Origin of the sequence: Dietzia timorensis, from assembly GCF_020742175.1 — a bacterium.
Classification (GTDB): Bacteria; Actinomycetota; Actinomycetes; order Mycobacteriales; family Mycobacteriaceae; genus Dietzia; species Dietzia timorensis_A.
Window position 1 is genome coordinate 1 of sequence record NZ_DYXM01000037.1, and the last position, 12,334, is coordinate 12,334.

Here is a 12,334-nt window from a genome sequence, read left to right on the forward strand (position 1 = left end):
GGTGACGATTCCGGCGGTGCCGCCGTACTCGTCGACGACGACCGCCATTTCCCATTCCGATTCGCGCAGTACGCGCATGAGCGGGTCGAGAGTCATCGACTCGGAGACGATGGGGACCTGGCGGGCGAGCGATTCCACGGAGGTGTTCTCGCGCGCGGACGGATCGAGTTCGAGCGCCTGGCGGTAGTGCACGATGCCGCGGATGTCGTCGACGTCGTCGCCGATCACGGGGAAGCGGGCGTGGCCGGTCGTCGCGGTCAGGTGCAGCAGCTCGGCCGCGCTGGCCGAGTCGACGAAGGTCACCAAAGGGCGCGGCAGCATGGCGTCGGCCGCTGTGCGGTTGCCGAATTCGAGGGTCTGCGCGACGAGCTGTGCGGTGTGCGAGTCGAGCGCGCCGACGCGGCTCGACCGGTTGACCGAGCTGAGGAGCTCGGCGCCGCTGCGCGTGTTGGGCGGCTCCTCGCTCGGATTGAACCCGAATGCCCGCAGCACGGCGTTGGCGGTCGAGTTGAGCAGCCACACGAGCCAGCCGAAGGTCCACATGAAGATCGCCTGCGGGATCACCGAGACCCGTACGACCTTCATCGATGCGGCCAGTGCCCAGTTCTTCGGGATGAGCTCGCCGAACACCATCTGGGTGAACGTGGCGATGATGAATGCCGCGGTGGTGGCGATACCGACCGACGCGGCGCGCGGCACGCCGGTCCAGCCGAGGAATTCGGTGAGAAGCGCGCCGATGCCCGGGCTCGCGATGAAGCCGGCGATGAGGCTCGTGACGGTGATGCCGAGCTGCGCGCCGGACAGGTTGGTCGAGGTCTTCTTGAGCGAACGCTCGGCGACGAGAGCGATCCTGTCGCCCTCGGCGGCGGCGGACCGGACGGCCTCGCGGTCAACCGTGAGGAAGGAGAATTCCACCGCGACGAAGAGCGCGTTGGCCGCGACCAGGAGAAGAAATGCCAGGAGCAGAATCCAGGCAGTAAGCAAAATGGGCCTTTCTCGCGACGTGCGAAAATGAAAGCGCTGCACCGGTTGCGCGCGCGTGCGGGATGAAGTTGTAAGAATTCTTTATAGCAGATTTACTTATTCGGCGTCGTCGTCGCAATCGCGTCGGGAAGGCTATAGTGCCAGGAAGACGGCGTTTACAGGAGAAGGTGAGAAGCTTGAGTCAGAATCCCTTTGGTCGCGTTGTTACCGCGATGGTGACCCCGATGCACGACGACGGGTCGATCGATTTCGATTCGCTCACCAAGCTCGCGCGTCACCTCGCGGACAACGGACACGACGGATTGCTGGTCAACGGCACGACCGGCGAGTCGGCGACCACCACCGACGAAGAGGACTACGACTGCGTCGAGGCCGTAGTCAAGGCCGTCGGCGACAGGGTCAAGGTCATGGCCGGCTGCGGCACGAACGACACCGAGCACTCCGCCCGCGCGGCGCGCGAGATGGCCGCCCGCGGGGCGCACAGCCTTCTCGTCGTCACGCCGTATTACAACAAGCCGACCCAGGCCGGGATCGTCGAACACTTCCGCCAGATCGCGGAGGCGGGCGGCGGCCTGCCTGTCATGGCCTACGACATCCCGGGGCGCACCGGGACCGCGCTCACCTCAGACACGATCCGCGAGCTCGCGAAGATCGACGCGGTCAAGGCCGTCAAGGATGCCAAGGGGGACCTGTTCGAGGCGACCCGGCTGCAGTCGGAGACGGACCTGATGTGGTTCTCCGGCGAGGACGAGCTCAACCTCGCGCACCTCGCGCAGGGCGCATCCGGCGTGGTGTCGGTTGTCGGCCACCTGGCCGGAAACCAGTACCGCGAGATGATCGACGCCATCGACGCCGGCAACCTGTCCCAGGCGCGCGACATCCACCGCCGGCTCGTACCGCTGGTCGATGCCATCATGCACACCTCGCAGGGCGCGATCCAGGTCAAGGCGGCGCTGAAGATGCAGGGCGTCATCGCCTCTGACTATCTGCGCATGCCCCTGCTGCAGGGCCCGCAGTCCCATCGAGACAGGATCGCGGCGGCGCTGGAGGCGACCGGGCTATGACGGATAGTCGCGGGCTCCGCTCATACAACGGTCATCGGCTGGTTCTGGCCGGGAGCGGAGTACTGACCCGCGACTCCCGCTTCGGATTCAACGTCGACGCCGAAGGGGTAGCCGGCACGCGCTGGACGTTCCGCTGCGCATACCGCGGGCGTCGCCTGTACCTCGCCTACGACAAATACGGGCAGGTCGTCGGCGAGTTCTCCAGGCCGCTGGTGCTGGGGCGGCCCAGCGCGCTCATCTGGTACGACACCGAGTTCACCTTCAAGCCGTCCTCGTTGCTGCGAAAGGATTGGACGCTGTATGACGGCGGAGGAACCGAAATCCTCTCCGTCCACGCGCATTCGATGATCGGCAAGCACAAGGTGTCGCTGAAGCGCACGGATGCGCCCGCCGGCGCGCAGTACCCGAACGGTCTCGAGCTCTACTGTGCCTGGCTGGCGACACGCTTCTCCCTCGAGCGCATTCGCCTCGCCGGCGCGTAGGCGGCCGGCGGCGCTACTGCACCTCGCCGAGACGCTTCTTCTCCTGCACGGCCTCGCGCCCGCGCAGCATCTGGTTCGTGATCGCCATGAGCGGTCTCGATTTGCCGAACAACTGGAAGGCCCACGAGGCTGCGACGAGGAAGCGGTTCGAGAATCCGACGAGCCCCATGAGGTGCACCCACAGCCACATCGCCCACCCGATGAACCCGTAGACGCGGACCTTGCCGAACAGGTCGGCCACCGCGGAATACTTCGCGACGGTCGCCATCGAACCGAGATCCTTGTAGACGAACGGCTCCCTTTCGGACACGGCTTCCTCGCCGTCAAGAAGCGCTACGATGCGCCTGCCCGCATATTCGCCGCCCTGGATGGCGCCCTGTGCGAGGCCTGGGACGCCCTCGACCGCCGCCATGTCGCCTACGCAGAAGACCTCGGGATGGCCGGGAAGGGTGAGATCGGGTTGCACGTGCACGCGACCGGCGCGATCGACCTCGGCGCCCGAGGCCTCGGCGACGTGCCGGGCCAGCGGGGAAGCCTCGACGCCCGCGCCCCACACCTTGCAGGACGCGGGGATTCGGCGGGTCTCGCCGGTCTTCTTCGCCTTGACGGTGACCCCGTGGCGGTCGATGTCGACCACGCGCGTTTCGGATAGGACTTCGACGCCGAGCTTGTTCAGCGTCTTGTGGGCGTGCGTGCCCAGTTGTGGGCCGAAGGAGGAGAGAACCTCCTTGCCCGAGTCGACGAGGATCACGCGCGCGTCGGCGGGGTTGATGTTGCGGTAGGCACCGACGAACGTCTCGTTCGCGAGCTCGCCGATCTGCCCGGCCATCTCCACTCCGGTCGGACCGCCGCCAACGACCACAAAAGTGAGCAGGCGCCGCCGCTCCACGGGATCGATGCAGGTCTCGGCTCGTTCGAACGCGTTGACGATGCGGCTGCGGATCTCAAGGGCGTGGTCGATGGTCTTGAGCCCGGGGGCGAACTGCGCGAAGTGCTCGTTTCCGAAATACGACTGATTGGCGCCGGCGGCGATGATGAGCGAATCGTAGGACAGCGGGATCTGGATGCTGCCGCCGTCGATGCCGGGAGAGTCGAGCATGAGCGACCGCGACTCGAGGTCGATGTGGGTCACCACGCCGAGTAGGGGACGCGCGTTCTTCTGCTTTTCCAGCACCATCCGCGTGAGCGGGGCGATCTGCCCGACCGAGAGCATGCCCGTGGCCACCTGGTAGAGCAGCGGCTGGAACAGGTGGTAGCCCACGGCGGACACCATCGTCACGTCGACATCGGCATCGGCGAGGGACTGCACCGCGGACAGCCCGCCGAAACCGGAGCCCACGACAACCACATGGTGCCTACCTGTGGGGGCATTCGAATGAGGGGAATCCGTGGGCATCGGTCCTTCTTTCGCGCCTGGGGGCTTGTCGGTCGCACGTGATGTTACTGGCGAGAGCCTTACGGCGTGCGCCAAGCCGGTCATATCGAGGGGTTCGGCCTGCATACGACTAAAGTTCTCACCGCTGCCATGCTGCATTCGAGTCCCACTTGTGACACAATCGTTACGTTCACTGGCGCGCGTGGATGCGCGCACGGCTAAATCACTTACGGAGTACGCATGAGCCTGGATCGCCGATCCTTCCTTCGCCGCACGGGCATCGGGGCCGCAGCAGCGGGCGCCGTCGCCGCGGGCCTGGCACCGTCCGCCAACGCGCAGTCCTCGGTTCCGGGCCTGCCGGAGCTGTCCGGACTGCTTCCGGGCGGCGGCCCCATCACCAATGCAGGGTCGAGCCCGCAGCTCGGCACGATCATCGACTACTCGGGTGGCATCCCGTCCGCCGGTGCCGTGCGCGGTGCGGGCCACATGGGCGCCATCCGCTACTGCTCGAACCGCCGTCCCGGCGCCGAGTGGATGGTGGGCAAGCCGCTCGGCCGCCCCGAGGCGGATGATTTCCGCGCCAACGGCCTGACGGTGACGTCGTGCTACCAGTTCGGCAAGGACGCCACCGCCGACTGGCGCGGCGGCGAAGGCGCAGCCAACCACCACGCTCCCATCGGCATCGGCATCCACTACGGCGCAGGCGGACCCGCCGGCGCCGCGATGTACGTCGCCATCGACGACAACCCGAGCCGCGGAGACTTCGACAACCTCATCGCTCCGTACCTGCGCCGCTGGGACCAGCTGCTGCGCGGCGCCGGCCTCGTGCTCGGCGTGTACTGCAACGCCCCGACGATCGACTGGTGCCGTGGGCAGAACCTCGGCACCTACTACTGGCAGCATGGCTGGGGCTCCAACGGCATCATCCACCCGCTCGCCACGATGTACCAGATCCCGGGCCACAACCCGAGCATCGGCGGGGTCCCCTCCGACGTCAACCGCGTGTACTCGGTCAACTACGGCCAGTGGGGCACCAGCGGCGGCTTCTCCCTCCCGCCGCTGCCGGAGCTTCCGCAGATGCCGGACCTGGGATCTGTCCAGGGATAATTCCAGGGATAGTTAAAGTGCCATAAGATACTGCGCAGCCGCTTCTTCGTTTGACGACCTAAGGGTCGGGCGGCCGAGCGAGGAGTATCTCTATGGCGCACCGCCCGTCGACCATTCTTCGCGCACTCACGTGCGCCGTTGTCGCCCCGGCGATGGTCTTCACGGCCACACCCGCCGGGGCGCAAGCGTCTGATTCGCTCGACCAGCTCCAGGGCTCGCTGTCGGGCGAGGACGGGCTCACCGCCTCGGTGTCGGATTCGCTCGGTTCGGCGGGGCCGGACACCTCGACCCAGATCCTCGGCTCCTCGGGCCACCCTCTGTTCGCAGGCTCCACCGTCATCGGCTCGATCGCCGCGGTCGGTATCTCCCCGGCGATCCTCGGCCCGGAGGCCGGGAAAATGCCCGAATCTGACCCCTCCCTCGCGGACGACGATATCCACGTGATCCGGAAGATCGACCGCAACGAGGCGCTCGAGGGCAACTACGGTGATCCGGCGATCCAGGGCTCCATCGACAAGCTGCGCGGCGACGAGCGATACGAGCAGTGGGAAATCGCCTATGGACCGATGAAGCGCAAGATCAAGGTCGAGGTGTACCGGGCCGCCGGCGGCGGCGATGCCCCGAATCTCTATCTGCTCGACGGCGTCGGCGCGTCCAACCCGAGCGGCTTCGCCCAGCGGGGCGTTTTCGAAACGTTCAAGGACTCGGGCGTCAACCTCATCGTCCCGACCCAGGCCCCGGGAACGATGTGGGCGGACTGGGATCAGGAGGACGATGCCCTCGGCATCAACAAGTGGGAAACCTTTATCACCGAGGATCTTCCACGGGTTCTCGCCGGTGACCAGATCGACCTGAAGCACAGCGGCAAGACCGGCATCGCAGGCGTGTCCATGGGTGCCTCCGCAGCGATGTCGATGGCGATGCGGCACCCGGATAAATACGACGCGGTCGCCGGAATCTCGGGCTGCTACGAAACCACGGGCCTGGGAAAGGTCCTCGCCGACTTCACCGTTGCCTCGCGCTCGGGTGATATCGACAACATGTGGGGCGAGTACCCGAACTCGACGTGGGAGGCTCACGACCCCACGATCAACTCCGACAAGCTGCGCGGCACGAAGGTGTTCTTCTCCTCCGCCACGGGAGCGGCCGCGCCGAACGAGCTCGCCACCTACGACTTCAACCCGCTGCATTACGCCCAGGGGATGTTCCTCGAGCAGGCGGTCAACGTGTGCACCAACCGATTCCATCGAGCTCTCGACCGCGAGGGCGTCGAGCACGATTTCACGCAGGTCCCGCAGGGCATGCACAACTGGTGGACGTTCGCGGGGCAGATGCCGGCGGCCTGGGAGTCGATTCGCGGGACGCTCGGGGCATAGATTCACGCTGATCTGAAGTATTGTGGGCGAAGTGACTAGCACGCATCACGACGCCAACGTCTCTGCATCCGTGTGCACCGCCGACCCGTCGACGGCCACCCGGGTGTGGGACCAGCTGTCCGACGACGCCCGCATGTCCCGGGATGAGCCCCTTGTCGCGGGGCTCGTCCTCGACCTGATCGACGGGTGCGACACCTTCGCCGAGTCCCTCTCGCGCCTGGCCGCGGCGCGGATCGCGACTCCGGAGATCCCCCGCCACGTGCTCACGAAGGAGATCCACGCGGTCCTGAGCGCGCACCCGTCCATCATGGACGCCGTCGCGGCGGACCTGCAGGTGTCGTTCGAACGCAACCCCGCGTACCCGAACCACCTCGTGCCCTACCTCTTCGCCAAGGGCTTCCTCGGGTTCCAGATCCACCGGGTTGCCCACGAGATGTGGAACGGGGGCCGCGTGATGGCCGCCTCGTTCCTCCAATCGCGGGTGTCCGAGGTGTTCGCCATGGACATCCACCCGGCGGCGCGAGTCGGGTCCGGAATCCTCGCCGACCACGCCACCGGCATCGTTATCGGCGAGACCGCCGTCATGGGCGATTGCGTGTCGATCCTCCAGGGGGTCACACTTGGTGGAACAGGCAAGGAAGACGGCGATCGCCACCCCAAGGTGGGCAACGGCGTGCTGCTGTCCGCGGGCAGCAACGTCATCGGCAACATCTCGATCGGCGACAACGCGAAAGTCGCGGCAGGCTCGGTCGTGTTGTTCGACGTGCCGCCATTCACGACGGTCGCCGGGGTGCCCGCCAAGGTCGTGCGGGTGGGCGAGCCCGACGTCATTCCTGCCGAGGACATGGACCAGAGCATCGCGAGGTAGGCGAATGGCTACGAAGACGACCACGCTGCGCTCGGGCGCGCAGATGCCCATGCTCGGGCTCGGCACGTACAGGCTCGGCGCCGATGGGTCCGACACTCTCGGCGCCGACCGTGCCGCGCTCGAGACGGCGCTGGACCTGGGGTACCGCCATATCGATACGGCCACCGCATACCATAATGAGGCGTTCATCGGCGAGGTGTTGGGTTCGTCCGGGATCGATCGCGCGGAGCTGTTCCTCACGTCCAAGCTGCGCAATGCCGACCATGCCGAGGGCGAGTGGCGCGGCGCTCTGGAGCGCTCCCTCGATGCGCTGCGCACCGATTACCTCGACCTGTACATGATCCACTGGCCGCTGCCGGAGCACGACCGCTATCTCGACGCCTTTGCCAAGCTCGCCAGGGCGCGGGACGAAGGGCTTATTCGTGACGTCGGAGTGGCGAATTTCCTCACCCCGCACCTTGATCGCCTCGTGTCCGAAACCGGGGAGGCGCCGGCCGTCGATCAGATCGAGTTCCACCCCTCGTGGCACAACCCGGACACGTTCGCCCGCTGCGCGGAGCTGGGCGTGGTCGTGGAGGCGTACTCGCCGCTGTCGCGGGGCGCGGATTTCGACGCCGAGCCGGTGGCCGCGGCGGCTGCCGCGCACGGAGTACCCGCCTCACAGGTGGTACTCGCATGGGCGCTGCAACAGGGCGTTTCGGTGATTCCGAAGTCCGCGAACCCCGCGCGGCTCGCGGAGAACTTCGCGGTCGCCGATGCCGAGCCGCCCTTCGAACTCACCGCCGAGGAGATCGCAGCGATCTCCTCGCTGGAGGGCGGGAACCAGATCGGGCACGATCCGCACACCTACGCCGGAATGCAGCGCTAGGGTCCTACACGGCGCCCGGCAAGGTGCGCGCGGCAAACGTCGATAGACACGAAAAAGCGGCCCACCGCCGGTGGGCCGCTTTTTGGGTATCGAGCGCGCTATCCCAGCGCGGCGATTGCCGAATCGTAGTCCGGCTCCTCGGTGATCTCTGGAACGAGCTGGTTGTGGATGACCGTGCCGTCTTCGTCGTAGACCACGACGGCGCGGGCGTTGAGGCCGGCCATCGGACCGTCGACGAGCGAGGTGCCGTAGTCGGTGCCGAACGACGAGCGGAACGTCGAGCCCGTGCGCACGTTCTCGATGCCCTCGGCGCCGCAGAAGCGCGCAGCGGCGAACGGCAGGTCCGCGGAGACGCAGACAACCTCGGTGTTATCGAGGCCGGCGGCGAGCTCGTTGAACTTGCGGACCGATGCCGCGCAGACGCCGGTGTCCACCGACGGGAAGATGTTGAGCACGACGCGCTTGCCGGAAAGGTCCGAGCTCGACAGAACCGACAAGTCGGAGCCCACGAGTTCGAAAGCGGGAGCGGCTGTTCCGGTGGCCGGAAGGTCGCCTGCGGTGTTGACGGTATTGCCCTTGAGTGCAGTAGTAGCCATGCCTTCGTTTTACCCGAAACAAGGGGAGCGTGTCGCAACTCACCCACGAAATATTAAGAATCGGCGACAAGTTGGTCACAAAACGATTGGCATTGGCGATGTAACCAGGTAGCGTGGCGCACGCGTACAGACAACTCTAGTCACATTTGTCACAGCCGGGGAATGCGCCGCCCCGGATATCGGAAGGCTGCCTGTCCATGGTCAACATCACCGAGACCCGCCGCTCGCGGCGGCGTCCTCTGCTCCGTGCCGCCGCGGCAACTGTTGCCGCCGCCGGTATGGTCTTCGCCGGCGCGACGACCGCGACCGCACAGTCGCTGGAAATGCCTTCGGACAACGCGCTGTTCAATGGTGGACTCTCCCTCGCGTGCCAGCACGTGCCTGCGGACATGCTCGAGCAGTGCGGCGAATTCGAGCAGTTCAGCTCGGACAGCCCGGCGGTCCTCAGCGTCAACCCGTTCACGACCTACATCGTCGTTCTCGGTGCCGGCCTCTACGAGGATGGCTCGATCCGTCCGGTCCTCGAGCAGCGCCTGCAGGCCGCGCTCCGTCTGGCCAATCAGTACCCGTCCGCGCCGATCATCGTCACCGGCGGTGTCCCGCAGAACGGCGTCACCGAGGCGCGTGCGATGAACGACTGGCTCGTCGGCGCCGGCGTCTTCCCGGGAAGGATCACCCAGGAGGATCGTTCGGGAAGCACCGTGCAGAACGCGCAGTTCTCCAACCGCATCCTCGAAGAGCGTGGGGCAACCGCGGCCGTCGTCGTCACCAACGATTTTCATGTCAATCGCGGCGTGCTCAACTTCCGTCAGGCGGTGAACGGCCGGATTCCCATCACGGGAGTCGTGGCCTAAGCCCCCTCGGGGGGGCAATGCGAGGGTTCATCGATGTTGCTGTGAGGTAGCTCACTATACTTCTGGGCATGGCTGTTTCAGTGAAGAAGGAAATCGATATCGCCGCCTCCGTGCCCGAGGTGATGGAGGTTCTCGCAGACGTCGAGGCGTTGCCGAAGTGGTCGACGGCCCACGCGTCTGCGGAGATTCTCGACAAGGACGAGGAGGGATGGCCTCTCAAGGTGCGAGAGACCATCTCCCAGTTCGGCGTCAAGGACACGATGACCCTTGACTACGAGTGGTACGAGGGGGAGCTCTCGTGGACTCTCGCCGAGGAGAGTTCTGCGCAGAAGGTGCAGGAGTGTCGCTATCAGCTCACGGACAACGGCGACGGGACCACGCACGTCGAGTTCGACCTCACCGTCGAGCTCAAGCTCAAGCTGCCCGGGCTCGTGGTCAAGCAGGGGCAGAAGCTCGCCGCGGATACCGCAACCAAGGGCTTGAAGAAGGAGACCGAGCGCCGCTACGGCTAGGTGCGTGCGGCGGTGAGGCGGTCGACCGCCTCGCGGGCTTCGCGCGCAGGGACCTGCCCGGGTGCCGAGGCCCCGGAGACGGTGCAATACGTGGCGCATGAACCGAACGCGGGTGCCGCGACGCGGGTGACTTGCCCGAGCCCTCCCATCGCGATGGCGATGAGCGGAACCTCCGACTCCTCCGCGGCCAGCGACGTCGCATACATCAGCTCGGTGACGTCGGACGCCGCGTCAGGCATGACCGCGAGTTTCGCGACCGACGCACCGGCCTGCGCCATCGCGGCGAACACCGCGCGCACCTCGTCTGCAGGCAGCGGGCGGTCGAAATGATGTTCCGAGAGTACGACCGGCGCGCCTGCGCGTCGACATTCGTCGAGGGCCGCGGCGGCGTGCGGATGGGAGCGTTCGACGTCAACAAGCGCCACACCCTGCGCACGGGCAAGCCGGCCGACCAGCTCGAGGTAATTATCCGGTAGGTCCGGGCTGGTCGCGGGCGGATTCGGGCGCAGCTCCGGCCGGCCCTCCTCGGCCGGCGTGCGGTACGTGGCCAGGATCGGCATGCCCGGGAGTAGATCGGCGATGACGGCGAGGGCTGCGTCGATCTCGCCGCTCCGCGCCGCCTCCTCGAAGCGGTCCACGCGCCACTCGACGAGGTCCACGATCCCCGGCTCCAGCTGCGCGATCTGTGCGCATTCGGCTCGCAGCCCCGCGGCGTCCGCGGCGACGAGGGGGACTATGACGGCGGCGCGGTCTGCGCGCAAAGGGGCGGGAAAGCTCGGCATGGTGATCCAAGCTTTCCCGCCCCGTGAATGCTTCGTCAAACCGCGCAGTTCTGCGGCGCCGGCTGGTCGAGCACGCGCCCGACGAGGTAGTCGTTCACCGCGTTCGCGTTCGTCAGGTACGGCGCGAGGTGGTTGATCGCCGAGCGGGGAACGATCGGCGGGAGGCCGTCGGTGACGAATTCGACTGCCGTACCCCCGGCGCACCAGCTCGCAGCCCCGTTCTTGATCGGTTCATAGGGGATGACGTCGTCGTTGAGGTTCCCCTGTAGGCGGACCGGAACCTGCGGCGCCTTCTCGCCCAGCTTCTGGCTGTCCAGGAGTTCGCTGAGCTCGGGACGGCGTTCGATGATCTGGTCGAGCGACTCTCCGGACTTGCTGAAGTCGGACGTGCTGCGCAGCGGATAGGTGAGGATCGAATCCCCGATGCACTGGTTCGCCGTGTCCGCGAGCAGGCGTTTGCCGGCGTCGTTGAGCTCCTCGTCGAGCACCGTCTGCAGGCTCGGGTCGGTGGCGAGGAAGGAATTGATCGCGTATCCGATGACTCCCGCGATGAGGTTGCCGTCGACCTGCTTGAGCGTGGCGCGCAGATCGAGCGGCGCCGCCGAGGCGTTGACGCCCTTGAGGTTGAGGTCCGGCGCGTAATCGGGCGCGGCCTCGGCTGCGGCGGCTGCCGCGCCACCGCCCTGCGAATAGCCGGTGACGACGACCGGCGATTCCGGGCTGAGACGGCCGTCGGAGGCGGCGATCGCGCCTCGGGCGCCGTCGAGAACGGCGTGCGCCTGGGCGTCGCTGTTGACGTAGGTGTGCTGGCCCGGGGTGCCGAGACCTTCGTAATCGGTGACGAGCACGTCGAAGCCCCGGTCGACCAGCGTCCACGCGGCGATCGCCTCGTAGCCCGGGGAGATGCTCGGCGGAGACGTGGCGACGTTGAGCCCGGTCTCGAAATTGCGGGACGGGGCGCACTGGTCGCCGGCGCCCTGGGTGCCAGGGGCGACGACGGCGAGCGGGCGGTCCCCGCCCGGGGCGGGCTTCGACGAGCGGATGTAGGTGCCGGTCACGGGCACCTCGCCGCCGCGCGCGCCGATTGAGGTGTACATGACCCGCTGCGCGTCGCCCTGCCAGAAGCCGGGGAGGCCATCGAACGCAAGGCCCATCGGTTCCGAACGGATGAGCTGGCCCGGATCGCCACCGGGAAGCTCGGACGGGGGAGCGTAGAAATCGGGATGGGTGAAGCCGTTATCGGACACCGACCCGGTCTGCGCAGAGGCCGCCGGCGCGACGGCGACCGCCCCGGTGCAGGCGAGCGCCAGGCCGCACACGCCGGCGAGGACTCCCCGGGCCCCGCGGCGAAGGGCGGACCGCGGGGACGCGGCGCCGTCGGCCACACCCGAATCGGAAGAAGAAGTGATGTGAACCATAGTCATGGCGATCACTATACGAATTTCGGGCTCCTCGCGAGGGCGCTT

Annotated in this window: 13 protein-coding genes; 8 read left to right on the plus strand and 5 right to left on the minus strand. The window is 66.9% G+C overall.

Annotated features, from left to right (window positions below; genetic code table 11):
- Nucleotides 1-984: hemolysin family protein (locus K8V11_RS01685; RefSeq protein ID WP_303910475.1), on the minus strand; the 984-nt coding region annotated here is incomplete at its 3' end.
- Nucleotides 985-1,160: 176 nt separating this feature from the next.
- Between K8V11_RS01685 and dapA the strand changes: the two genes are divergently transcribed.
- Complete coding sequence (gene dapA / locus K8V11_RS01690; protein ID WP_303910476.1) at nt 1,161-2,048, plus strand: 4-hydroxy-tetrahydrodipicolinate synthase; 888 nt, start codon at nt 1,161-1,163, stop codon at nt 2,046-2,048.
- Nucleotides 2,045-2,530 carry a hypothetical protein gene (locus K8V11_RS01695; RefSeq protein ID WP_303910477.1) on the plus strand — a complete coding sequence of 162 codons (486 nt, stop codon included), beginning with the start codon at nt 2,045-2,047 and terminating at the stop codon, nt 2,528-2,530. Before dapA ends, K8V11_RS01695 begins: the two co-directional genes overlap by 4 nt.
- A gap of 13 nt (nt 2,531-2,543) precedes the next feature.
- On the opposite strand, the gene K8V11_RS01700 is transcribed toward K8V11_RS01695, so the two are convergent.
- Nucleotides 2,544-3,926, minus strand: coding sequence for an NAD(P)/FAD-dependent oxidoreductase (locus K8V11_RS01700; RefSeq protein WP_303910479.1), 1,383 nt, complete (start codon nt 3,924-3,926; stop codon nt 2,544-2,546).
- 219 nt (nt 3,927-4,145) lie between these two features.
- On the opposite strand from K8V11_RS01700, the gene K8V11_RS01705 reads away from it, so the two are divergent.
- The 4 genes from K8V11_RS01705 to K8V11_RS01720 all read left to right on the plus strand — a co-directional run bounded on the left by K8V11_RS01705 (nt 4,146) and on the right by K8V11_RS01720 (nt 8,124).
- Nucleotides 4,146-5,012: a DUF1906 domain-containing protein gene (locus K8V11_RS01705; protein ID WP_303910480.1), complete on the plus strand. Its 867-nt coding sequence runs from the start codon at nt 4,146-4,148 to the stop codon at nt 5,010-5,012.
- A gap of 92 nt (nt 5,013-5,104) precedes the next feature.
- Nucleotides 5,105-6,388, plus strand: coding sequence for an alpha/beta hydrolase-fold protein (locus tag K8V11_RS01710; RefSeq protein ID WP_303910481.1), 1,284 nt, complete (start codon nt 5,105-5,107; stop codon nt 6,386-6,388).
- A gap of 31 nt (nt 6,389-6,419) precedes the next feature.
- The gene (locus K8V11_RS01715; protein WP_303910482.1) at nt 6,420-7,256 is read left to right on the plus strand and encodes a serine O-acetyltransferase; all 837 of its coding nucleotides are present in this window, start codon (nt 6,420-6,422) and stop codon (nt 7,254-7,256) included.
- Nucleotides 7,257-7,260: 4 nt separating this feature from the next.
- Nucleotides 7,261-8,124 (plus strand): aldo/keto reductase, encoded by an 864-nt coding sequence (locus tag K8V11_RS01720; protein ID WP_303910483.1) that lies wholly within the window; start codon nt 7,261-7,263, stop codon nt 8,122-8,124.
- A gap of 98 nt (nt 8,125-8,222) precedes the next feature.
- Here the strand turns inward: K8V11_RS01720 and tpx are convergent, their stop codons facing one another.
- On the minus strand, nt 8,223-8,720 hold the full coding sequence (gene tpx, locus K8V11_RS01725) for a thiol peroxidase (RefSeq protein ID WP_303910484.1): 498 nt from the start codon (nt 8,718-8,720) through the stop codon (nt 8,223-8,225).
- A gap of 197 nt (nt 8,721-8,917) precedes the next feature.
- Here tpx and K8V11_RS01730 point away from each other — a divergent pair, with 197 nt between their 5' ends.
- Both K8V11_RS01730 and K8V11_RS01735 read left to right on the plus strand, forming a co-directional pair.
- The gene (locus K8V11_RS01730) at nt 8,918-9,574 is read left to right on the plus strand and encodes a YdcF family protein (RefSeq protein WP_303910485.1); all 657 of its coding nucleotides are present in this window, start codon (nt 8,918-8,920) and stop codon (nt 9,572-9,574) included.
- Between the two features lie 68 nt (nt 9,575-9,642).
- Nucleotides 9,643-10,086, plus strand: coding sequence for an SRPBCC family protein (locus K8V11_RS01735; RefSeq protein ID WP_303910486.1), 444 nt, complete (start codon nt 9,643-9,645; stop codon nt 10,084-10,086).
- Here the strand turns inward: K8V11_RS01735 and aroD are convergent.
- Complete coding sequence (gene aroD, locus K8V11_RS01740; RefSeq protein WP_303910487.1) at nt 10,083-10,868, minus strand: type I 3-dehydroquinate dehydratase; 786 nt, start codon at nt 10,866-10,868, stop codon at nt 10,083-10,085. The genes K8V11_RS01735 and aroD overlap by 4 nt on opposite strands.
- A 35-nt stretch (nt 10,869-10,903) precedes the next feature.
- Entirely contained in the window at nt 10,904-12,292 is a 1,389-nt protein-coding gene (locus K8V11_RS01745) for a lipase family protein (protein ID WP_303910488.1), read from the minus strand.
- Nucleotides 12,293-12,334: the final 42 nt, after the last annotated feature.